The sequence below is a fragment of the Sulfitobacter sp. genome (assembly GCF_041552635.1).
Taxonomy (GTDB): domain Bacteria; phylum Pseudomonadota; class Alphaproteobacteria; order Rhodobacterales; family Rhodobacteraceae; genus Sulfitobacter.
The window spans coordinates 1-22,871 of record NZ_JBFEKM010000027.1; the positions used below are offsets into that span (position 1 = coordinate 1).

19 protein-coding genes are annotated in these 22,871 nt (G+C 57.5%); 7 read left to right on the forward strand and 12 right to left on the reverse strand.

Going from position 1 to position 22,871, the window contains the following annotated elements; translation table 11 throughout:
- The 3 genes from ABYT07_RS04940 to ABYT07_RS04950 form a co-directional block, all read right to left on the reverse strand.
- A partial coding sequence (locus ABYT07_RS04940) for a CoA-binding protein (protein ID WP_372989872.1) occupies positions 1–516 on the reverse strand: 516 nt, incomplete at its 3' end.
- Positions 517–804: 288 nt separating this feature from the next.
- Positions 805–1,965 carry an acyl-CoA dehydrogenase family protein gene (locus tag ABYT07_RS04945; protein ID WP_372989873.1) on the reverse strand — a complete coding sequence of 387 codons (1,161 nt, stop codon included), beginning with the start codon at positions 1,963–1,965 and terminating at the stop codon, positions 805–807.
- Between the two features lie 24 nt (positions 1,966–1,989).
- Entirely contained in the window at positions 1,990–2,745 is a 756-nt protein-coding gene (locus ABYT07_RS04950) for a class II aldolase and adducin N-terminal domain-containing protein (protein ID WP_372989874.1), read from the reverse strand.
- An 87-nt stretch (positions 2,746–2,832) separates the two neighbouring features.
- Between ABYT07_RS04950 and ade the strand changes: the two genes are divergently transcribed.
- From ade to ABYT07_RS04970, 4 genes are all read left to right on the forward strand, one after another.
- Positions 2,833–4,635, forward strand: coding sequence for an adenine deaminase (ade, locus tag ABYT07_RS04955; RefSeq protein ID WP_372989875.1), 1,803 nt, complete (start codon positions 2,833–2,835; stop codon positions 4,633–4,635).
- A complete protein-coding gene (locus tag ABYT07_RS04960; protein ID WP_372989877.1) occupies positions 4,632–6,095 on the forward strand; it encodes an AMP nucleosidase in 1,464 nt (487 codons plus the stop codon). Before ade ends, ABYT07_RS04960 begins: the two co-directional genes overlap by 4 nt.
- 271 nt (positions 6,096–6,366) lie before the next feature.
- Positions 6,367–6,657 carry an HU family DNA-binding protein gene (locus ABYT07_RS04965; RefSeq protein WP_372989878.1) on the forward strand — a complete coding sequence of 97 codons (291 nt, stop codon included), beginning with the start codon at positions 6,367–6,369 and terminating at the stop codon, positions 6,655–6,657.
- A 141-nt stretch (positions 6,658–6,798) separates the two neighbouring features.
- Positions 6,799–7,668, forward strand: a complete 870-nt coding sequence (locus tag ABYT07_RS04970) for a DMT family transporter (protein ID WP_372989879.1) — start codon at positions 6,799–6,801, stop codon at positions 7,666–7,668.
- A gap of 78 nt (positions 7,669–7,746) precedes the next feature.
- On the opposite strand, the gene ABYT07_RS04975 is transcribed toward ABYT07_RS04970, so the two are convergent.
- A complete protein-coding gene (locus tag ABYT07_RS04975; protein WP_372989880.1) occupies positions 7,747–8,268 on the reverse strand; it encodes a glutathione peroxidase in 522 nt (173 codons plus the stop codon).
- Between the two features lie 136 nt (positions 8,269–8,404).
- On the opposite strand from ABYT07_RS04975, the gene msrB reads away from it, so the two are divergent.
- Together msrB and msrA are read left to right on the forward strand one after the other, a co-directional pair.
- Positions 8,405–8,854, forward strand: coding sequence for a peptide-methionine (R)-S-oxide reductase MsrB (msrB, locus tag ABYT07_RS04980; RefSeq protein WP_372989881.1), 450 nt, complete (start codon positions 8,405–8,407; stop codon positions 8,852–8,854).
- Complete coding sequence (msrA, locus tag ABYT07_RS04985) at positions 8,851–9,360, forward strand: peptide-methionine (S)-S-oxide reductase MsrA (protein ID WP_372989883.1); 510 nt, start codon at positions 8,851–8,853, stop codon at positions 9,358–9,360. Before msrB ends, msrA begins: the two co-directional genes overlap by 4 nt.
- Positions 9,361–9,634: 274 nt before the next feature.
- On the opposite strand, the gene ABYT07_RS04990 is transcribed toward msrA, so the two are convergent.
- From ABYT07_RS04990 to ABYT07_RS05025, 8 genes are all read right to left on the reverse strand, one after another.
- Positions 9,635–11,641, reverse strand: a complete 2,007-nt coding sequence (locus ABYT07_RS04990; protein WP_372989884.1) for a hydantoinase/oxoprolinase N-terminal domain-containing protein — start codon at positions 11,639–11,641, stop codon at positions 9,635–9,637.
- A 65-nt stretch (positions 11,642–11,706) separates the two neighbouring features.
- Positions 11,707–12,735, reverse strand: a complete 1,029-nt coding sequence (gene queG / locus ABYT07_RS04995; RefSeq protein WP_372989886.1) for a tRNA epoxyqueuosine(34) reductase QueG — start codon at positions 12,733–12,735, stop codon at positions 11,707–11,709.
- A gap of 98 nt (positions 12,736–12,833) precedes the next feature.
- Positions 12,834–13,499, reverse strand: coding sequence for a glutathione S-transferase family protein (locus ABYT07_RS05000; protein WP_372989888.1), 666 nt, complete (start codon positions 13,497–13,499; stop codon positions 12,834–12,836).
- A 61-nt stretch (positions 13,500–13,560) separates the two neighbouring features.
- On the reverse strand, positions 13,561–14,286 hold the full coding sequence (mtgA, locus tag ABYT07_RS05005) for a monofunctional biosynthetic peptidoglycan transglycosylase (RefSeq protein ID WP_372989890.1): 726 nt from the start codon (positions 14,284–14,286) through the stop codon (positions 13,561–13,563).
- Between the two features lie 27 nt (positions 14,287–14,313).
- On the reverse strand, positions 14,314–14,988 hold the full coding sequence (locus ABYT07_RS05010) for an SGNH/GDSL hydrolase family protein (RefSeq protein ID WP_372989892.1): 675 nt from the start codon (positions 14,986–14,988) through the stop codon (positions 14,314–14,316).
- Positions 14,989–15,067: 79 nt separating this feature from the next.
- Positions 15,068–15,646, reverse strand: a complete 579-nt coding sequence (locus ABYT07_RS05015; RefSeq protein WP_372989894.1) for a Hint domain-containing protein — start codon at positions 15,644–15,646, stop codon at positions 15,068–15,070.
- A gap of 133 nt (positions 15,647–15,779) precedes the next feature.
- Entirely contained in the window at positions 15,780–20,312 is a 4,533-nt protein-coding gene (gene gltB / locus ABYT07_RS05020) for a glutamate synthase large subunit (protein WP_372989896.1), read from the reverse strand.
- Positions 20,313–20,377: 65 nt separating this feature from the next.
- The gene (locus tag ABYT07_RS05025) at positions 20,378–21,811 is read right to left on the reverse strand and encodes an NAD(P)-dependent oxidoreductase (protein ID WP_372989897.1); all 1,434 of its coding nucleotides are present in this window, start codon (positions 21,809–21,811) and stop codon (positions 20,378–20,380) included.
- A 227-nt stretch (positions 21,812–22,038) separates the two neighbouring features.
- On the opposite strand from ABYT07_RS05025, the gene ABYT07_RS05030 reads away from it, so the two are divergent.
- The gene (locus tag ABYT07_RS05030; RefSeq protein ID WP_372989899.1) at positions 22,039–22,842 is read left to right on the forward strand and encodes an undecaprenyl-diphosphate phosphatase; all 804 of its coding nucleotides are present in this window, start codon (positions 22,039–22,041) and stop codon (positions 22,840–22,842) included.
- Positions 22,843–22,871: the final 29 nt, after the last annotated feature.

A 22,871-nucleotide genomic window follows, 5' to 3' on the forward strand; every position in this document is an offset into this window, starting at 1 on the left:
CTGCATGGTCAGGTTGATCGCAATGTTGGATGACTGCGTCAGAATAGCGACCCCAGTCTCGACGCGACTGCACCCATGCTGGTCAGGCCACAACAGCGCCCCGTCGAGCGCATTGATGAAACCATAGCAATTTGGCCCAAGGATCGGCATGCCGCCAGCTGCTGCAACCAACTGCGCTTGCAAGTCTTCTGCCATAGCATCCTCGGCACGCGCCTCGGCGAATCCGGATGCAAAGCAAACCGCCCCGCCTGCGCCCATACGCGCAAGCTCGCCAACAACTGAAACAGTTGCCTGACGGTTGACACCAACAAAAACGGCGTCGGGTGCGCTCGGTAGATCCTTCACCGATGCAACCGCTTGTATCCCTTCAACAGAACCCAATTTGGGATTTACCACGTGGATTTCCCCTGCAAATCCCATCCGCTTGGTCTGCTTGATAATCTGCGCGCCCCACGCGCCGCCGCCGATCAAAGCAACCGACGAAGGGCGCAGCAACCTTGATAAGTCCCGATTCATGACAGACCCCGGACCAAAAAAGATTTTATGCCTTCGGCGAGGATATTTTCGAGCCAGAGAAGAAGGATCCGCCCCCCACCGCTTTGCGCAAGTAGGGGGTTTCTCCGGCTACGGTCATCGGCGTCCCCGCCTGTACCGCCAGCAAAAACTAGAACACACATGCTGAATAAATCCTTAAGGCCTTCACACGACCCCCATTTCTCTGGCTCTCAAATATCCCGGGGGGAAGCGCGCAAGCGCTTGGGGGCTGGCCCCCCTGATCGGCCGCTGCCAACTGGCAGCGGAATATCAAGCGCCCAGCGCCCGCAGCATCTCGCGGCTTATGATATGTCGCTGGATTTCACTGGTACCGTCCCAGATTCGCTCCACCCTTGCGTCACGCCAAAAACGCTCGATCGGGTAGTCGTCCATCAAACCCATACCGCCATGCAGTTGCAGCGTCGCATCTGTCACACGGGCCAACATCTCAGAGGCATAAAGCTTGGCGCTGGCGATCTCACGGTTCGCGGGGAGGCCTTTGTCCAGACGGTCCGCTGCCGCCAGCGTCAGCAGATCAGCCGCGTCAATTTCGGTTATCATATCGGCGAGCTGAAAACTCACCCCCTGAAATTTGCCAATCTTTTGGCCGAACTGTTCGCGGGTTGCAGCATAGTTCAACGCGTAATCGAACACCCGCCGAGCGCGGCCCACGGACATGGTTGCGACCGTGATGCGCGTGGCATAAAGCCATGTATTCATGACCTCGAAACCACTATCGACGTCGCCCAAAACCTGCGCATCCGGCAAGCGGCAGTCGTCAAATTCAAGGATCATGTTTTTATAGCCACGGTGGCTGACCGATTTATACCCGTCACGGATCGTAAAACCGGGCGTACCACGGTCCACCAAAAAGGCGGTAATCCGCTTTTTTGGGCCTTTCGGCGTCATATCCTCGCCCGTCGCGATGAAGACAATAATGAAATCCGCATGATCCGCACCCGAGATAAAGTGCTTGGTGCCGTTCACCACCCAGTCGCCACCATCACGCCGGGCCATACATTTCATGCCCCGCACGTCCGATCCGGCCCCCGGTTCGGTCATCGCGAGCGCATCCATGCGTTCGCCGCGCACAGCGGGCATCAGGTAGCGGTCGATCTGTTCGCCTTCACAGGCCATCAAGATGTTCTGTGGTCGGCCGAAAAAGTGGTTCAGCGCCATGGAACCCCGCCCCAGCTCGCGTTCCACCAACGCGAATTCGAGATGATTCAACCCAGCACAGCCGACGCTTTCAGGAAAATTGCAGGCGTAGAACCCGAGTCCAATCGTCTTGCGTTTGATCTCGTCTGCGATCTCTTGCGGGACTTCGCCGGTTTGCTCGACCAGTGTCTCGTGGGGGTATATCTCTTTCTCGACAAAACTGCGGACGGTGTCGGCAATCATCAGGTTTTCTTCGGTCAGGCCGTAATTCATGCGTTCTCCCCCGTGGTACAAAAGTCAGTGCGCATAGTTTGATTCTTCTTCATCCAGGATCGCCTTGAGTTCAGCCAGATGGCGCGCGTCTTGTTCGGGGTAGTTTTCCAACTCTTGCGCGGTTTTTTCTGCGATGTCGTCAGGGATACGGCGCAAGGGCATGCCGGTTTGCAAGGCACGAATATAAGTCTCGGCGGCGCGTTCGAAATAGAACAGGCGGTTGAAGGTATCCGCCACGGTATCGCCGATCACCAACACGCCATGGCTACCCATGACCATGACCTTTTGCTTGGGGTCCGTCAGCAGCGCCGCACAGCGCGCACCTTCATCCTCGAACGCCAACCCGCCGTAATCTTCGTCGATCACGACACGGTTGAAAAAGGTGCAGCAGTTCTGGTCAATTGGCGGCAGGCGACTGTCTTGCAGGCTGGCCAACACGGTCGCGTGTATCGAATGTACATGCATGACGCACCGCGCGTGGGCACAAGCCCGGTGCACGCCACCGTGCAAGCCCCAAGCGGTTGGATCAGGCGCATCCGGGCCGTTCAGCGTTTCGGGGTCGTTGGCATCCACCTCGATCAGATCGCTGGCTTTGATCCGGCTAAAATGCACTTGGTTCGGGTTCATCAGAAACTTGGTGCCATCGTCATTCACCGCAAGGCTAAAGTGGTTCGCAACCCCTTCGTGCATGTTCAGCCGCGCTGTCCAGCGAAATGCGGCGGCCATGTCCACCCGTTCTTGCCAGTGGTCCATGTTTTGACGGATTTGCGTCACGGTCATCTTCGTCTCCCTGTTTTGCGCGAGTGATCGGCTTTCCTTGCGTCGCATAACCTTGAACCTCGTGCAATCTTCGTGTCAACGTCAGGCATGACACATACTCCCTTCCCCTCATGGCCCGATGTGGCTGCTCAATTGGTATCGGTCGCTGCGGGACGCGCGGCAGCGGATACGATCATTACCGGCGGTATTTGGGTGAATGTGCATACCCGCGAAACGCTGCCGGACCATGATATCGCCATCGTCGCGGGCCGCATTGCTTTCGTTGGTCCTGACGCCAGCCATTGCAAAGGCGAAGATACACAGGTGATCGAGGCCAAGGGGCGTTATATGATTCCCGGTCTTTGTGACGGGCATATGCATATCGAAAGCGGCATGCTGACCCCTGCGGAATTTGCCCGCGCCGTCATCCCGCATGGGACCACGTCGATGTTCACCGACCCTCACGAGATCGCCAATGTTTTGGGCCTTGAAGGTGTTCGGATGATGCATGACGAGGCGCTTTTGCAGCCGATCAATATTTTCACCCAGATGCCATCTTGCGCGCCTTCCGCGCCGGGGATGGAGACGACAGGTTTCGAGATCACCGCCAAGGATGTCGCTGAGGCGATGGAATGGCCGGGCATTATCGGTTTGGGCGAGATGATGAACTTTCCCGGCGTGACCAACGGCGACGAAAAGATGCTGGCCGAGATCGCGGCGACCCAACGTGCTGGCAAAACGGTCGGCGGGCATTACGCGTCGCCTGATCTGGGGCCCGCCTTTGCAGCCTATGTCGCGGGCGGCCCTGCGGACGACCACGAAGGCACCTGCGAGGCAGACGCGATTGCGCGAATGCGTCAGGGCATGCGGTCGATGATCCGGCTGGGGTCCGCGTGGTATGACGTGGAAACGCAGATCACGGCGATCACCGAAAAAGGGCTGGATTCGCGCAATATGATCCTGTGCACCGATGATTGCCATTCCGGCACGTTGGTCAACGACGGGCACATGAACCGCGTTGTGCGCCACGCGATCGAGTGCGGCTGTGACCCGTTGGTAGCGCTGCAAATGGCGACGATCAACACCGCCACCCATTTCGGGTTGGAACGGGATATCGGATCTTTGACACCGGGGCGGCGGGCGGATGTCATCCTGACCCCTGATCTGAAAACCCTGCCGATTGAAACAGTGATTGCGCGCGGGCAGATCGTGGCGCAGGCAGGCGAATGTGTGGTGGATTGCCCGCATTACGACTGGCCCGAAAACGCCCGCCAAACGGTACATATGGGCAAGACGCTGGAAGCGGCCGATTTCCAGATCGCCGCCCCCAAGGGTGCCAATGCGGTCACGGCCAACGTCATCGGCGTTGTTGAAAATCAAGCCCCGACCCGTGCGCTGAAGTTTGAACTGCCTGTCACCGATGGCCGCGTACAGGGCACCGGCGAGGTGTGCCAGATCGCGCTGGTGGAACGGCACCGCGCAACGGGGACCGTGGTAAACGCCTTTGTCTCGGGTTTTGGCTATGACGGGCCGATGGCAATGGCATCCACTGTGGCCCATGACAGCCATCATATGATTGTGGTCGGCACCGACGCGGACCACATGGCGATGGCCGCGAACCGTCTGGGCGAAGTCGGTGGTGGCATTACGATCTTCAAAGACGGCGAAGAGCTGGCGTTGGTCGAATTGCCGATTGCTGGCCTGATGTCCGACAGGCCAGCATCCGAGGTCGCCAAAAAGACCGAAGCCATGATGCAGGCGATGCGCGATTGCGGATGCACCTTGAACAACGCTTATATGCAGCATTCCCTGCTGGCGCTGGTAGTGATCCCTGAATTGCGGATCTCTGATCTTGGGCTGGTCGACGTGCGCAGTTTTGAATTCATCCCCTTGTTCGAGCAGACATCATGACCGGTATTTTAACACCCGACGCGACCTCACCCCAGACGTTTACCGATGCCGCCGCCGCAGTTGAGCAGTTGATCAAACTTTACGGTCAGGCCACCAAGTTTCTAACGGATCATTTCCAAAAGGCGATGGACGATAAACCGCCCGCAACACGCATCCGCGCCTTTTACCCCGAAATCCGGTTCACCACGACAAGCTATGCGCAGGTGGATTCACGCCTGTCTTTCGGGCATGTTTCATCACCCGGTACCTTTGCCGCGACGATCACCCGGCCCGAGCTGTTCGAACAATACCTGATCCAGCAAATCGGCCTGCTGATCGAAAATCACGGGCAACCTGTGACCGTTGGTATGTCAGACACGCCGATCCCGGTGCATTTCGCAGTGGGCAGTGACGTATCGATCAGCATCCCGCAAGACGGCGCTGCCGACTTTACCTTGCGCGATATTTTCGACGTCCCTGATCTAAGCACCACGAATGACGACATCGTCAACGGCACCTTCACACCTGTCGACGGGGTCGGGCCGCTAGCCCCCTTTACCGCGCAACGTGTGGATTATTCGCTGGCGCGGCTGGCGCATTACACGGCGACAGACCCGGATCACTTCCAGTGCCATGTGTTGTTCACCAACTATCAGTTCTATGTGACCGAATTCGAGGAATACGCCCGCCTGATGCTGCGTGATCCCCACAGCGGCTATACCTCTTTTGTATCGACAGGAAATGTCGAGATTACGGATGGCGATGAACCCCTGCCCGCGTCGGTCAAGACACCGCAAATGCCGACCTATCACCTGAAACGCGCCGACGGGTCAGGCATCACGCTGGCCAACATCGGCGTGGGTCCATCGAATGCCAAAACCGCGACAGATCACATCGCCGTGCTGCGCCCCCATGCGTGGCTGATGGTCGGGCACTGTGCCGGGTTGCGCAATACGCAACAGTTGGGGGATTTCGTCCTAGCCCACGCCTATCTGCGCGAAGATCATGTGCTAGATGACGACCTGCCCATCTGGGTCCCGATCCCCGCATTGGCCGAGATCCAGATCGCGTTGGAAGATGCGGTGGAACAGGTCACCCAGCTTGAGGGCTATGAGCTGAAACGCATCATGCGCACCGGCACCGTCGCCACCATCGACAACCGCAACTGGGAACTGCGCGACCAATCCGGCCCGGTCCAACGCCTGTCGCAGTCGCGCGCGATTGCGTTGGATATGGAGAGTGCTACCATCGCCGCAAACGGATACCGCTTTCGGGTGCCTTATGGCACCTTGCTGTGTGTGTCTGACAAACCCCTGCACGGCGAGTTGAAGCTGCCGGGCATGGCGTCGGATTTCTACAAAACCCAAGTGGCACGACATCTGATGATCGGCATTCGCGCGATGGAGCAACTGCGCGACATGCCTCTGGAGCGTCTGCACAGCCGGAAACTGCGCTCCTTTGACGAGACCGCTTTTCTTTGAGGGGTGGCCTGAAGGGGCCGCGGAGGTCTTCGAATATTCAAGGATTCAACCTTTTGATCGGGGCCGATTCAACAGATTGATACAGGAGGTAATCCTGACAATTGGAAGGAATACCCCTTGATCCGGGGGAAGCCCCTTATTTATAGGAAAAAAACGGCAAAAAAACGCATGTTTGCGTGATTTTTCGTCACCTATTCGTTGTGTTCAACCACAACATACCGTTACATTCTGCCCATGAGGCCCTAATCCGGGCGGACGAAGGAGAAAAAACATGGCGACTAAACCAATGACAAAGACCCAGCTCGTCGCGGCTTTGGCTGAAGAAATGGGCGAAGACAAGAAATCAGCAGGCGCGGCACTGGACGCGGTATGTGCTTTGATCACCAAAGAAGTATCCGGCGGCGGCGCTGTCACACTTCCCGGTATCGGCAAAATCTATTGCCGCGAACGCCCAGAGCGTATGGTGCGCAACCCTGCCACCGGCGAACAGTTCAAGAAAGAAGCGGACAAGGTCGTCAAGATGACCATCGCAAAAGCGCTGAAAGACAGCGTAAACGAATAAATCTGAAACCAGATTTTAAGAAAGGGTCGCCTTGGGGCGGCCCTTTCGCGTTTGGGACATGGCAGCATTGTGCGGAACGTACTTGCTCTTGGTCCTTAACTCGGAAATGGTCCGCAAAGTATTGGATCGGAAAGGCCCCTCATGGACATACGTGCAATTTTTGTGGGTCTGGCATTCGCCTTTATGTGGTCTTCCGCTTTTACATCTGCCCGGATCATCGTGGCCGACGCGTCCCCGCTGATGGCATTGTCGGCACGCTATCTGGTTTCAGGGATTCTGGGCGTCGGGATCGCGCTGGCCATGGGTCAGACATGGCGGCTGACACCGGGTCAATGGCGCGCGACCATCATCTTTGGCATCTTGCAAAACGCCGTCTATCTGGGGCTAAACTTTGTTGCGATGCAAACGATACAGGCATCTCTGGCCGCCATTATTGCATCAACCATGCCGCTGCTGGTCGGACTGGCGACCTGGCTGTTCTTGGGCGAAAAGCTGAAACCGCTGGGGATCATCGGGCTGGTTGCCGGCGTGGTTGGCGTCAGCATCATCATGGGTGCCCGGATCACCGGCGGGGTCGATATGATGGGGCTTTTGCTTTGTGGCATCGGTGCTTTGGCGCTGACTGCGGCAACGCTACTGGTTCGTGGGGCAACATCGGGCGGGAACTTTATGATGGTTGTGGGGCTTCAGATGCTGGTGGGCTGTGTCACCCTGACCCTTGCTACGCTCTTGTTCGAGACACCCCGCTTGACGCCCAGCTGGCCATTGCTTGCCGCCTTTACCTATACCTGTGTGGTACCCGGCCTGTTGGCAACCGTGGTGTGGTTCTGGCTGGTAAACCGCATCGGCGCGACGCGGGCCGCGACGTTCCACTTTCTCAACCCGTTCTTCGGGGTCGCGATTGCCTGGCTGCTGCTAAGCGAACCCTTGGGGCCCCAAGACATCGTAGGTGTGGTGATCATCGGCTTGGGGATTTTGGCGGTTCAGGTGTCACGACAGCGCAGCGCTTGATCCAGCAGCCGTTTTCTTTCAACGAAACCGATCCAGAATTTTCGAAAATTCCGGCCTGCACCTCCTAGATCAGCCCTCTTAGTCCAGCGCTTTTTCGATCTGGTGGATAATCTCGGCGGACTGGGGTCTGGTCGTAGATCCCCAAGTTGCGACGACTTTCCCATCGGCTCCGATCAGCACTTTGTTAAAGTTCCACCGCGGCACAAACCCTGTCTCGTCTGCGACGGCTTTGTAAAAGGGATGTGCAGCGGTCCCTTTGACATGTTCTATATCGGTCATGGGCAGGTCGATCGCGAAATTCAACTCGCAGAACTCCTTGACCTTTTCGGCGCTGGCAAGCTCTTGGTTAAAGTCATCGGACGGCACAGCAAGAACGACCAAACCGCGATCTTTGTACGTGTCATACAGCGCCTGCAACCCTTCGTATTGGTTGGTAAACCCGCATTGCGAGGCCGTATTCACAACCAGCACCGGCTGACCAGCCCAGTCCGACATCTGCAACGTACCGCCATCAATCGATGCGAACTCAACGTCGCGTGGCATCGCCCATGCGCCTGTCGCCCAAAATGTGCTTATCATCAAAATCAAAATATGCCGCATGCCATCGCCCCTGTTGCTGGATACCATTGCAATAGATAACGTCCTGTCATCACACAAAGTTGCACTAATCCTACAAACTCTTTGAAAAAGCATAATCAGCCCCATCTAATAGCCAAGAGACGCAAAGGAGGAATCCATGCCCACATACGAAAAATCACCCGACGCCATCGCGGCCCTGTCGCCCGAAGAATACCGCGTCACCCAGCAAAGCGGCACAGAACGCCCCGGCACCGGCAAACTGCTGGGCAACAAAGAGCCGGGCATTTATGTCGATATCGTATCCGGGGAACCGTTGTTCGCATCGGCCGATAAATACGACTCCGGCTGCGGCTGGCCCAGCTTTACCAAGCCGATTGAACCTGCTTATGTCAGCGAATTGCGCGACGATACGCTTGGCATGATCCGCACCGAAGTGCGCAGCACCCACGGCGACAGTCATTTGGGTCACGTCTTTCCCGATGGCCCCCGTGATCGGGGTGGCTTGCGCTACTGCATCAACTCCGCCTCGCTTCGTTTCGTTCACCTCGATAATATGGATGCCGAAGGATACGGATCATACATCAATCAAGTGGAGGATGTCGCATGAGCGAACAACGCGCAGTATTGGCCGGAGGATGCTTTTGGGGAATGCAGGATCTGATCCGCAACCGCAAAGGCGTCGTATCAACCCGCGTCGGATATTCGGGCGGCGATGTGCCCAATGCCACCTATCGTAACCACGGCACCCATGCCGAGGCGATCGAAGTGATCTTTGAAGATGACGTCCTAAGCTACCGCGACGTGCTTGAGTTGTTTTTCCAGATTCACGATCCGACGACACTGAACCGTCAGGGCAATGACCGCGGTCTTAGCTATCGGTCGGCGATTTACTATGAGGATGACGATCAAAAGGCAGTCGCCCTTGATACCATCGCAGATGTCGAAGCCTCGGGCCTATGGCCTGGAAAAGTAGTGACGGAAGTCGAACCCGTAAGTGACTTTTGGGAGGCCGAGCCGGAGCATCAGGATTATCTTGAGCGCGTTCCAAACGGCTATACCTGTCACTTCCCGCGTGCCAACTGGGTTCTGCCCAAACGCGCTGCAGCAGAATAAGGCAAAGGCGGGGATCATCCCCGCCTTTTGCGTCTTTGACTCTGCTGGTGGTCTGGCGGGTTAGGGGCAAACCCGATGGTGCTTAGCGGGCACCACGGGTTTGCGAATGATATATTGCTTGAGCAAACATCCCGTCTTCGGGGATCGTTCTCAAAACGCCACTCATTAAATTCAACCATTAGTTACTGAGCTTTGGGTAAAAGTCATTTGTGTCCAAATTATGGCTTTGACCTTAAAAATTCACACGTCCTTAACCTCTGGCAGCTGCGCGCTTTTAACCATCCGCGACGCGCGGGCGGCCAGTTGCCTCAACAGTTATGACTGCCTCGATAAACACCTCGCGGCTTTCAATGCCTGCGGTGCGAATATCACGAACAGCACTAACCTGAATATCCGCAGCACCTGCAGCTTGTGCATCTGCCTTCGCCTTATCGCGCAGAACCGCTTCAAGTGCTGCCAGCGCGCTTTCTTGGTCGCCGAAATCTTGTGGACCGCCGGCCAGATGCAGGCGGAATTTCCCTTCGCTGGGCGACGTCACCGTACCGCTTTCGCGCATGGTCACCCGCCCCACGACCGCGCCAATGGCATTGGCGACGCCTGCATGTTCTGGCAAAATCATCTCGGACCCGAGGGCAACACCAACCGCCGGGTAATAGGCCGGTGCCGACGCCCCCAAGCCGATCACCGGCAGGTTCAACGCCGCGTCAATCCTCAGCAATCCGCGATGGCCCTTTAGCCCCCGTTGCAACAAGACATGCCGCGCCAAAACCTCTGGTGAGCCCGGAAATTCTGGGTCTTCCTCGGCAAAGGCTGTCTCGAGCAGGGCCAAGGCCGTCTGCTGGGTCAGCTGGTCAACGACTCTTTGCGCCATCGCATCTGGATCAGGGTCAAGCATTTCACCCGCCCCGGTCCGTCTGCGGCCAAACAGGCGCAACGCCTTGCGCGCAGCATCAGCGTCCCACGCATCGACCCGCCCCAAGGCATGGCTTGCATCCGACGGGGTCAGCCCCGCGATCTGAACCAGCCCGCGTTCAACCAAGCGCTTCAACGCGCCAGTCTCGATCCTTGAGCGTAAGATGTCCCCCAAGGGGTGCACAGCCTCGCCCATCCGCTCCAACAACACCACTTCTCGGGGGCCAATCCCCTCGTGGGTCTGCCCTGCGACAGCCCGCACAAAACGCCCGTCGAATTCACCCGGCGTGGTGCTGCGCAACTGAGCATCCAAAGCGTTATGCACCACCTCGGGCGCATCCATAGCAACCAAAGACACCGGCAACAGCCGCTTTGGCCCCAGCTCTATTCCGCCTTCCAGGCCTTCGGACAAGAAATGCACCTCGCTGTCGCCACCCAACCCTGTGGTGCGCATGGCAACGGCTTCGACCATGGTGCGGTACTGGCCGACCCGCGCACCCGCCGGATCAATCGCGGGCCGCCCACCGCGCAGCAGCGCCACATCCGTCGTCGTGCCCCCGATATCACTGACCAAGGCGTAATCCGCGCCGGTCATCCAGCGCGCCCCGACAATGGATGCCGCCGGCCCGCTCAGGATCGTTTCAATCGGCCGTTCACGCGCCTGCACTGCGGAAATCAACGCGCCGTCACCGCGCACCACCATCAGCGGGGCAGTGATACCGATTTCGATCAACACATCTTCAGCGCGACCGATCAACCGGTCAATCATCCCGATCAGGCGGGCGTTCAGCACGGCGGTCAGCGCCCGCTTGGGGCCGTTCAGCTTGGCCGACAGTTGATGCGACGCCGAAACAGGCCGTCCGGTGATCTGCGTGACCAATTCGGCGGCACGCAGTTCATGCGCAGGATTGCGCGTCGCAAACAGGCTGGCAACCGCGAAACCGCTCACGTCATTCTTGTGGGTCTCCAGAAACGCGATGAGCGCGGTCTCGTCCAGCGGCACGGCCTCTCCGCCAGCATGGTTATGACCGCCTGCCAACACCAGATGGGGGTCGCCCTTCAACGCCTCGGCCAGCCCATGGGCGGCCAAGTCACGCTCCTTGAACCCGATATAGATCAGCGCAACCCGCCCGCCTTGTCCCTCGACCAGCGCATTGGTGGCCAAGGTGGTCGACAGCGATGCAAGCGACACCTCGGTGGCATCAACACCGGCATCCGCCAAAACGGCGCGCACAGCATTGCCAACACCAACCGCTAGATCATGGCGCGTCGTCAATGCCTTGGCCGAGGCGATTACAACCGCCTCGTCGCGGATCAGCACCGCATCGGTATATGTTCCGCCCGTATCAACACCCAGCAGCAATGCCATCGTTCTCTCCTCGCCGTGTTGTGTAGGGTTTAGCGGTTACCGGCCCCGGTTCCAGCCCGTTTGCGTCATTTTGCAGTCAAACAACCCATAGCCCAGCGCGCAGCATCCGCAACAGCTGGGTCAGGATCATCTGCCAAGGATTTAGCAACGGGTGCCAGCTTGGCCAGACCCGAATTACCAATCGCATAAAGCACATTTCGAATAAACCGGTCCCTCCCGATGCGCTTGATCGGCGATCCTGAAAACCGCGTCCTAAATGTTGCATCGTCCAAGGTCGCAAGCTCGGCCAGATCCGGCGCGCCCACGCCCCCATGATAGCGCATATCGCTGGCGGCCACGGCAAACTTGTTCCACGGGCAGGCGGCCAGACAATCATCGCAGCCATAGATCCGGTTGCCCATCTTTCCACGCAGCTCTAGGTCAACAGGACCCTTATGCTCAATCGTCAGATAAGAAATGCACCGCCGCGCATCCAGACGGTAAGGTGCCGGAAACGCATCTGTGGGGCAGGCCTCCAAACACGACCGGCACGACCCGCAATGGTCCGCCTCTGCCGCATCAACCGGCAATTCCAAAGTCGTAAAAATCGCGCCCAGAAACGCCCAGTTCCCCCAATCGCGGCTAACCAAATTGGTGTGTTTCCCCTGCCAGCCAAGCCCTGCCGCCTGCCCCAATGCTTTTTCTGGAACCGGTGCCGTATCAACAAAGACCTTCACCTCGCAGGCTTCTTGCTCAATCAGCCAGCGCGCCAACCGCTTAAGGCGCTTCTTGACGATATCATGATAATCACGTCCCTGCGCATAGACCGACACCGCCGCCTTTTCCGGCAACTCCAACACGGCGGTCGGATCATATTCGGGCGCATAGCTCTCGGCCAGCATGATCACCGACCGCGCCTGCGGCCATAACGCGCTCGGGTCACCCCGCCAAGCCATCCGGTCCGCCATCCAACCCATCTGGCCGTGATATCCGGCCTCGATAAATGCCCTTAGCCGCTCGGGCATATCTGGCACGTCAGACGGCTTGCAAACCCGGCACGCGACAAACCCCTCTCCCAAGGCGCGCGACACCAATCGCCCCTTCAGATCATCCATGACTTCTCTGGCTCAAAAATATCCTCGGGGGTCGCCCTTTGTGGCACCATTGGTTCAAGCCCAATGGGCGGCGGGCAGACAGCCCCAGCGCTTTCAGCTTAAAAATCAAGGTCATTATAATGTTTCGGCGGGGGAAACCCCGGCACCTGATCGGCCAGCAACGACCGGAATGCCGGGCGCGACTTGATCTTGGCATACCAATCCTTGACCACGTCCGACCGATTCCAATCCACGTCCGAGATATAGTCAAGCGACGACAAATGTGCCGCCGCAGCAAAATCCGCCAGCGTCATCACATCGCCGGCCAGCCAGCGCCGATGATCCAGCAGCCACGCCATATAATCGATGTGGTATTTGATCGCCTTGGCACCGTCTTTGACATTGCGGCTGTCCGGGAAACCTTGGCCCATCACCTTCTTGTTCACGCGCTCATACAGCAGCTTGGACGTCACTTCCTCGTGGAATTTGTCGTCAAACCAACTGACCAAACGGCGCACTTCCAGACGTTGCACGGGGTCGCCGGGCATCAACGAAGGCTCTGGCCGGGTTTCTTCGATGTATTCACAGATCGCGGCGCTTTCAGACATTATGATACCATCAAGCTGCAAAACAGGCACTTTGCCCGCCGGATTGCGGCGCATGAAATCAGGCTCTTGTTCCCAATACCGCTCTTCTACGCGCTCTACCTCGATCTTCTTCTCGGCAAGGCTCAGCCGGACTTTGCGGCAGAACGGCGAAAGCGGGACATGAAAAAGACGAGCCATAATACGGGTTCCCGAACGAAGGTTAAGCGTGTTCCTCTCATGCCTTTGTTAGCGCGGCTTTTCAACTCTCGAAACAGGACGCGCGGCCATCCTTGCTGATTGTCGCCGCCCCATCGCGGATTTGGGCGCTGCGCTTGCGCAGTTTGGCCGAGGGTCGTGACGCAGACCGTGTCTTGGGCGACGGCAAGATCGCAGCAAGACGTGCAGCCTGCGTGGCGGTCAAATCGGCGGGAATCACCCCAAAGTAATGGTGCGCGGCCGCATCTACGCCAAACACGCCTTCGTCAAACTCTGCCACATTCAGATAAACTTCGACGATTCGGCGCTTGGTCCAGATGGCTTCAAGCACAGGCGTGATCGCGGCCTCAAGGGCTTTGCGTATCCAAGTGCGCCCGTGCCAGAGGTAAACATTCTTGACCGTTTGCTGGGACAGCGTGGACGCGCCGCGGTTTGATCCTTGGGCAATCGCATTCTTGATGGCGGCCAGATCAAAGCCCCAATGGTTGCAAAAATTTGCATCCTCTGCGGCGACCACCGACCGGGCCATCACAGGCGCGATATCCTCAAGGGGAACCCATTGATGGTCTACACCGCCCAACCTGCGGCTTTCGCTGAACATATATGGGGTGGTCGGCGGGTTAAGCACCGCAAACAGCAAAATACCCACGACCAACGCGGCAACGATGCCCAAGACGGCCTTTAGTACATACCCCATAATGCGGCGCTTGAACCTGCGCCCTGCGGGGATGGATGTCTTTTTCTTTTTGGATGCTGCGCGCTTTGCCATGAAGACGGGTTATAGGGCCCACGCGGCTTATTGTGAACGGGCATCACGCGCGGAAATCGCTTTCGCCAGATATCTGCCAACCAGTGCTGCACCTTTGGGGGACGGGTGCGTGTTGTCGCCTGCGAACTGGGTATCGTCCTGCGAATCTATAACGTCCTCACTATCAAGGAACATCACGCCTTCCGTCTGTGACGCAAAGCGGCTTATGCGGCGCTCAAGACGCACCAGATCGTCGCGGCATCCTTCAAAAGATCCTTTTCCGTTGCCTTTATAGTACCCCATCCACAAGATTTGCGAACCGGTGGCGCGCAAGCGGGTCAGAAACGCGGGGATCGCACCAGACATGGCGTCCGCGCCAATCAAGCCATCCACTTTCGCGCTGCAGTCCTGACATTTGCAATCACCGAAACCCAGATCATTGGCCCCGCCATTCAACACGATCCAGCTCCACGATCCGCCCGGATACTGGCGCTGAATGTCAAAGCCGAATGCAGAAAAAAGCGCATTATCGTTATCAAAAAGCGCCCCGGGGACGGCCTTGTTGATGACCTGACGCCCCAATGCCTGCCCCATCACGTCTGGAATGGCCTGATCTGAGCTGCCGTTCCAAGCCATCACGGAATCGCCGATCACCAGTATGTCCCCACCGTTTTTGGGGGCCTGATCCGTGCAGGCGGCAAGGCCAATGCCAACAAACAGCACAAGCAGTATCCGTAGGCGAGATTTGAATTTTTTAATCATAACGAAAGACATAGACCGTGTCGTCACCCGGTAAAGGACATCAAAGCGATAAAAGCTGCGCCTGATTGCCTTCAACCGCAGGACGGGCCAGCAGTTGGCCCGGCATCACCACACCGCGCGGCCCGATCGCCTGCTGCAATGACAGCGCTTGATGGGGAAGATCGCTTTCTACTTGGGCGTCATGGGCAAAGATAATCTGATGTTCGTCAAACCCAAGACATATATATTCGATATGGGTAACGTCCTCACAGGTGACGGTCGTACCGTTCACTAAGGAACGCGCTTCGACCAGCACTTCGTCTTGGCCGAAATACAATTCGGCTTGCCAGCCAGAGATCAACACGCGGTGCTGGGGGGCAAGTAATAGCGGCTTTTCGTTGCCAACCACGCCGATTGAGATGCGGATAGGGGCGGTGCCACCTTTGCCTAACATTGTCTGGCGGCTGATGCTGCGCAAGGGTTGCAGACCGTCGTCAAGGGTTTCGATCAAGTCGCCCAGCTTCAGGCTGTCGATTGCGCGATTGCCCGTCGCTGTTTCGATCAATGTTCCCGATGTCAGGCCATTGGCGACCAAGACAGGGGAAGCGTTCAAAAAGGGATCACTTAGCAGTTCCGACATCACATTCACCTTACACTTAATACTCTGTTAACGTGTACGGCAATCATGGTCGATTTAAGGAGTTTTCCCGGTCAATTCGGGCAATTGCATGCCGGGCGCGGCCTGAAACCACGCCCGACTGCCAATTTTCGCCTTATTCAGCAGGCATCGCTTTTTGCTCATGACTTAGCGGGGCCGGAATGTGGATCAGCATCTCTTTGGGGCAAATCTGAAGGAAGTTTTCCTTTTCGCTGTCCCAGTGCTGCAAGATATCCGCGGCCTTGCGGCTGTTGGTTTCTTCCAGATGCCGTTCAATCAGACCTTTCAGCTGGTTTTCCCAGTGGTCCACAGTGACCGGACAAGTCACCAGCGTCTCGCGGTTCAGCATGTCGTCTGCCTTGCCTTGCGGATCGTAAAGATACGCCATACCGCCGGTCATCCCTGCGCCAAAGTTGGCACCGATATCGCCCAAGATCACCGCAACACCACCGGTCATGTATTCACACCCGTTGCTGCCGCAGCCTTCGATCACGACATGCGCACCAGAATTGCGGACGCCGAAACGTTCGCCCGCACGACCAGCCGCAAACAAGAAACCTTTGGTGGCACCATAAAGAACCGTGTTGCCGATGATCGTGTTCTCGGACGCCTTAATGGTGCTGGCCATCGGTGGCCGCACGATGATTGTACCACCAGACAAACCCTTGCCGACATAGTCGTTGGCATCGCCGGATACTTCGAGCTTTAGCCCAGGTGCTGCAAACGCCCCCAGCGATTGCCCAGCAGAGCCACTAAGCTTTACCGTCAGGTGATCTGGCTGCAACTGGTTGTTCATGCCAAACCGGCTGATGATGTGGCTGGAAACCCGCGTGCCAACTGTCCGGTGCGTGTTCTGCACCGCATAGCTTAGCTGCATTTTCTCGCCGTCTTTCAGGAACCGTTCGGCGTCGCGCACGATTTCAGCGTCCAGCGTATCCAGCACGGCATTGCGCGGCTTGTTGCGGTCGTACACAATCTCGGCAGCGCCATCGACGGTGATCAACAGCGGGTTCAGGTCAAGATCATCAAGATGCGCGGAACCACGGCTGACCTGTGCCAGCAAATCGGCACGGCCAATCACGTCATCCAGACTGCGCGCGCCAATTGACGCAAGCAATTCGCGTACTTCGGTGGCGTAGAAGGTGATCAGGTTCACGACCTTGTCAGCATTGCCGGTGAACTTGTCGCGCAATGCCTGATCTTGGGTACACACGCCGACGGGGCAGGTGTTCGACTGGCACTGACGCACCATGATACAGCCCATCGCGATCAGCGCGGCGGTGCCGATGCCGTATTCCTCGGCCCCCATCATCGCCGCCATGACAATGTCACGACCCGTACGCAAACCACCATCGGTCCGCAAAGTCACACGGTCGCGCAGGTTGTTCATCGCCAGAACCTGATGCGCCTCTGTCAGGCCCATTTCCCACGGCAGACCCGCATATTTGATCGAGGTTGCAGGCGACGCACCTGTGCCGCCGTTATGGCCCGAAATCAGAATGATATCCGCCTTGGCCTTGGCCACACCGGCCGCAATCGTGCCGACGCCCGAGGACGCAACCAGTTTCACGGTCACTTTACAACGCGGGTTGATCTGCTTGAGGTCATAGATCAGCTGCGCAAGGTCTTCGATCGAATAGATGTCGTGGTGCGGGGGCGGCGAAATCAGCGTCACACCCTTGGTCGAATGGCGCAGACGGGCAATCAGGTCGGTGACCTTCATACCGGGCAACTGACCACCTTCACCGGGCTTGGCACCTTGGGCGACCTTGATTTCCAGTTCTTCGCACTGGTTCAGATATTCGGCGGTCACACCGAAACGGCCCGATGCAACCTGCTTGATCTTGGCCGAAGGATTGTCACCGTTGGCCTCGGGCACAAAATGCGCCGGATCTTCGCCGCCTTCGCCGGAATCCGACTTGGCACCAATACGGTTCATCGCGACGTTCAAGGTCTTGTGCGCCTCTGGCGACAATGCACCCAGCGACATACCCGGCGTCACGAAACGCTTGCGGATCGAGGTGATGGATTCGACTTCCTCGATTGGCACGGGTGCACCAAGCGCCTTGATATCCAGCAAATCGCGCAGATGGATCGGCGGATTGCTTTGCATCTTGGCGCTGTATTGCTTCCACATCTGATACGATGCTTTGTTGCACGCCATTTGCAGCATGTGCATCGACGATGCTTCCCATGCGTGGGTTTCGCCGGACGTGCGTGCCTTATAGAAACCACCGATGGGCAAGACGTTGCCATCACCCTTCCAGCCCAGATCATGAACGGCTTCGGCTTTGCGCTGAATACCGATGATACCGATACCGCTGATGCGGCTGGTCATGCCGGGGAAATATTCGGCGCACATGGCGCGCGACAACCCGACAGCCTCAAAGTTCAGACCGCCGCGATACGACGACACAACGCTGATCCCCATCTTGGCCATGATTTTCAACAAACCTTGGTCAATCGCTTCGCGGTAACGATCCATGGCTTTGGTCAAGGACACATCCAACAGACCGCGATCAATGCGGTCTGCCAGCGAATCCTCGGCCAGATAGGCGTTCACCACGGTGGCACCACAACCGATCAACACGGCAAAGTAATGCGGATCGACACATTCCGCCGAACGGACGTTCAGAGATGTGAATGTGCGCAACCCCTTGCGGGTCAACTGGCTGTGGACCGCGGATGTCGCAAGGATCATCGGCATCGCAACACGGCCTTCGCCGCTGAACTGGTCGGTCAGCACGATGTGCCCGGCACCGGAGCGCACGGCGTCTTCGGCCTCGTCGCGGATACGGCGCAGACCTTCGTTCAAGTTGCTGCCGCCTGCCTCGAAGGTACAGTCGATGGTCACAGAATCCGCGTTGAATTCCCCCATCAGCTGATCGAATTGCGCGTTGGCAAGGAACGGGCTGTCGAGCACCAGAATCTCGGTCTGAGCGCTGGATTCATCCAACACGTTCTTGAGGTTGCCGAACCGCGTTTTCAGGCTCATCACGCGGAATTCGCGCAAGCTGTCGATCGGCGGGTTGGTCACCTGACTAAAGTTCTGGCGGAAGAAGTGGCTGAGCGGACGGTACTGGTTCGACAGAACCGCAGACGGGGTGTCATCGCCCATCGACGCCAATGTTTCTTTGCCATCCTCGGCCATCGGGGCAAGGATTTGCTCGAGGTCTTCGATGGTATAGCCCGCTGCAACCTGACGGCGGCGCAGTTCTTCGCCTGCGAACACCGGCTTTTCCTCGATATCGCCCAAGGCTTTGTCGAGTTCGTTGATCTTGCCGACCCATTCCCCAAAGGGACGCGACGCGGCGAGCTTATCCTTGATTTCGGTGTCGCCGAACATCTTGCCTTCTTGGATGTCCACGGCCAGCAACTGACCGGGGCCAAGCGCGCCTTTGCGAACGACATTGGCTTCGTCTTGCGGGACCATGCCTGCTTCGGAACCGGCGATCAGCATGCCATCAGCAGTCACAACAAACCGCATCGGGCGCAGGCCATTGCGATCAAGACCCGCGCAAACCCAGCGACCATCCGTCATGGCAAGGGCGGCGGGGCCATCCCAAGGTTCCATGACCGAGTTGCAGTAGGAATACATGTCGCGCCATGCTTCTGGCAGATCAATCGCTTGCTTGGACCAGCTTTCGGGGACCAGCATGGTTTTCGCCATCGGCGCGTTACGGCCCGCGCGCACCAGGACTTCGAACACGGCGTCCAGCGCGGCGGAATCCGACGAACCGGCAGGCACGATCGGCTTGATGTCATCTGCCATGTCGCCAAAGGTACCCGACGCCATGCGGATTTCGTGCGATTTCATCCAGTTCAGGTTGCCCTTGAGGGTGTTGATTTCGCCGTTATGGGCCAGCATGCGGAACGGCTGCGCCAACCACCACTGCGGGAAGGTGTTGGTCGAATAGCGCTGGTGATAAATCGCAAAGGCGGATTCAAAGCGGTCGTCCATCAGATCGGGGTAAAAGCTGGCGACGTCTTGGGCCAGCATCATGCCTTTATAGATGATCGACCGGCAGGACATCGACGCGATATAAAGCGTGGGCACCTGCGCGGCGAGAGCTGCTTTTTCGATGCGACGGCGGATCACATAAAGCTCGCGCTCGAAGGTTTCCTCATCAACGCCTTTGGCGTTCGAGATCAGGATTTGCTCGATCTCGGGGCGGGTTGCGTTGGCTTTTTCACCCAGCACAGAAATATCGACCGGCACATGGCGCCAGCCATAGATATAATAGCCCATGCGCAGGACTTCGGTTTCGACGATGGTCCGGCAGGTTTCCTGCGCGGCAAAGTTGGTGCGCGGCAGGAAAACCTGACCAACGGCGATCAGTTCGTCTTCGCGCGGGCTGTGGCCAGTGCGGCGGACTTGATCATGGAAAAAATTAACCGGAATCTGGACGTGAATGCCCGCGCCATCGCCGGTCTTGCCATCCGCATCAACGGCACCACGGTGCCAGATTGCTTTCAACGCCTTGATGCCAGACAAAACCACGTCGCGGCTGCGCGAACCGTCAATGTTCACCACAAGGCCAACACCGCAGGACGAATGCTCTTCTTCCTCGGAATACAGACCGTTTTCGGCCATATACGCGCGCTTTGCTTCTTCGCGGGCTACCCAGGCGTCATCATACTTGGTCATTTACTATCTCCTCATTCGGGCGCGCCTTGGGCGCGAAAATATATACGTTTCAGACGTGGGTGCGTTTATTCGGCTGCGATTGCCGTTTTCGTTCCCAGCTTCTCAAGGATCGCTTGCGCACAATCGCGGCCATCCTTGATCGCCCAGACGACCAGCGATGCACCGCGCACAATGTCGCCGACGGCATAGACGCCATCCATATCGGTCGCCCCCGTGACATAATCGGCCTTGATCGTGCCCCAACGGTTCACGGGCAATTCGGGTGTACCCCACAGCGTTGGCAGATCTTCGGGTTCAAAGCCAAGCGCCATGATGACCAGATCGGCCTCTTCAACGTAATCGGCACCTTCGATCACCTCGGGGGCCTGGCGGCCTGTGGCGTCGGGCGCGCCAAGACGCATTTTCTGGACCATCACGCCAGTCACCGGATCACCAACGAACCCTTTGGGCGCTGACAGCCATTCGAATACCACGCCTTCTTCCTCAGCGTTTTGCACTTCGCGTTGGCTGCCGGGCATGTTTGCACGGTCACGACGATACAGACATTTCACGGATGTCGCGCCCTGACGGATCGAGGTGCGCACACAGTCCATCGCTGTATCACCACCACCGATGACCACAACCTTTTTGCCATGGGCATTCAAGCGACCGGATTCAAACTCCTCGACCGCGTCGCCAAAGCTTTTGCGGTTGCTGACGGTAAGAAAATCAATCGCGCGCTCAAGTCCGACCGCGCCGACGCCGGGGGCCTGAATGTCGCGGGTTTTATACACACCAGTCGCAATGATCACTGCGTCATGCTTGGCGCGGATATCGGCAAAGCTGATGTTGACACCGACATCGCAGTTCAACTCAAAGTTCACGCCACCTTCGGCAAGCTGATCGTTGCGGCGCATCACCACGTCTTTTTCCAGCTTGAAACCGGGGATGCCGTAGGTCAGCAAACCACCGGCGCGGTCATAGCGGTCATAGATGGTAACCTGCACGCCTTGGCGACGCAGTACGTCAGCGGCGGCCAGACCACCGGGGCCGGCACCGATAATGCCGACGGATTCAGTGCGCTCGGTATGCGGCTTGATCGCTTGGACCCAGCCATTTTCCCATGCGGTGTCTGTGATGTATTTTTCGACTGACCCGATGGTCACGGTGCCGTGGCCGGATTGTTCGATCACACAATTGCCTTCGCACAGACGGTCTTGCGGGCAAATGCGACCGCAAATCTCGGGGAAGGTGTTGGTGGCTTGCGATACCTCGTACGCTTCTTTCAGACGGCCCTCGGCGGTCAGGCGGAGCCAGTCAGGGATGTTATTGTGCAAGGGACAATGGGTCTGACAATAGGGTACGCCACATTGGCTGCACCGGCTGGACTGCTCTTTGGCCTTTGCATCGGCGTATTCGGCGTAAATTTCTTTAAAGTCTTCACGACGTAGATTCGGCATGCGCTTTTCAGGCATGTCCCGTGAAACCGTTGTAAACTTAAGCATTGGCTGCTTTGCCATGGTAGAAATCTCCGCCAGAAAAACTTTGTTGTCCTCTCTTATACGGGCTCGAAATATATATAAAGGCAGCAATACTGACCTATATGAATTATTTTTCAGCGCTCAATGATATTTTTCACGAGATATGACGAATATTAGATCCGGTTCGGACCCAAATATTCACTTTGCATTTTTTTCATGGGCCTATACGTCAAATCCAACCGTCATCAGCACAGGCACCTTATTACATGACATTGCTTCAACTTTTGCTTGTCGCCATCATTCAAGGGCTGACAGAATTTCTGCCCGTTTCATCCTCGGGACACTTGATCCTGCTGCCGACGCTGACTGGCGCACAAGACCAAGGGCTGGCGATTGATGTCGCAGTCCATGTGGGCACATTGCTGGCGGTAGTCTTGTATTTTCGAACCGCTGTCGCAGAGGCCACCGTCGGACTGGGTCGTCTGCTGCGCGGCAAAATGGACACGCCTGGCGCACGTACTGCCTTTCTGCTGATCATCGCCACGATTCCGGTGATGGTCGTCGGTCTGATCCTTAAGGTGTTGGGGATCGACGAAATGCTACGATCAGTCGCTGTAATCGGGTGGACCATGCTGATCTTTGGGCTGGTGCTGTATTGGGCCGACAAGACCGGCACAAAAGCCCGCACGTCCGAGGACTGGCAGTTGAAAGACGCCCTGTGGATGGGGCTGGCGCAAGTCATAGCACTGATCCCCGGCACCTCGCGGTCGGGCATTACCATCACAGCTGCGCGCAAGTTGGGCTATGACCGCACCAGCGCCGCAACCTTGTCGATGCTGATGTCTATCCCTACGATCCTTGCATCGGGCGCGCTACTGTCGCTGGATGTGATCGGTCAGGCCAACTGGCAACTTGCCCGCGATGCGTCAATCGCGGCGGCCTTTGCCTTTGTCGCGGCAATGTTGGCGCTGATATTGATGATGCGGCTGCTGCGCAGTGTCAGCTTTACGCCCTATGTGATCTACCGTGTGATCTTGGGCATTGCGCTGCTGGTCTATGCTTATTCCTAAAGACAGCTGAACGAAAAAAGGCCCCGCCG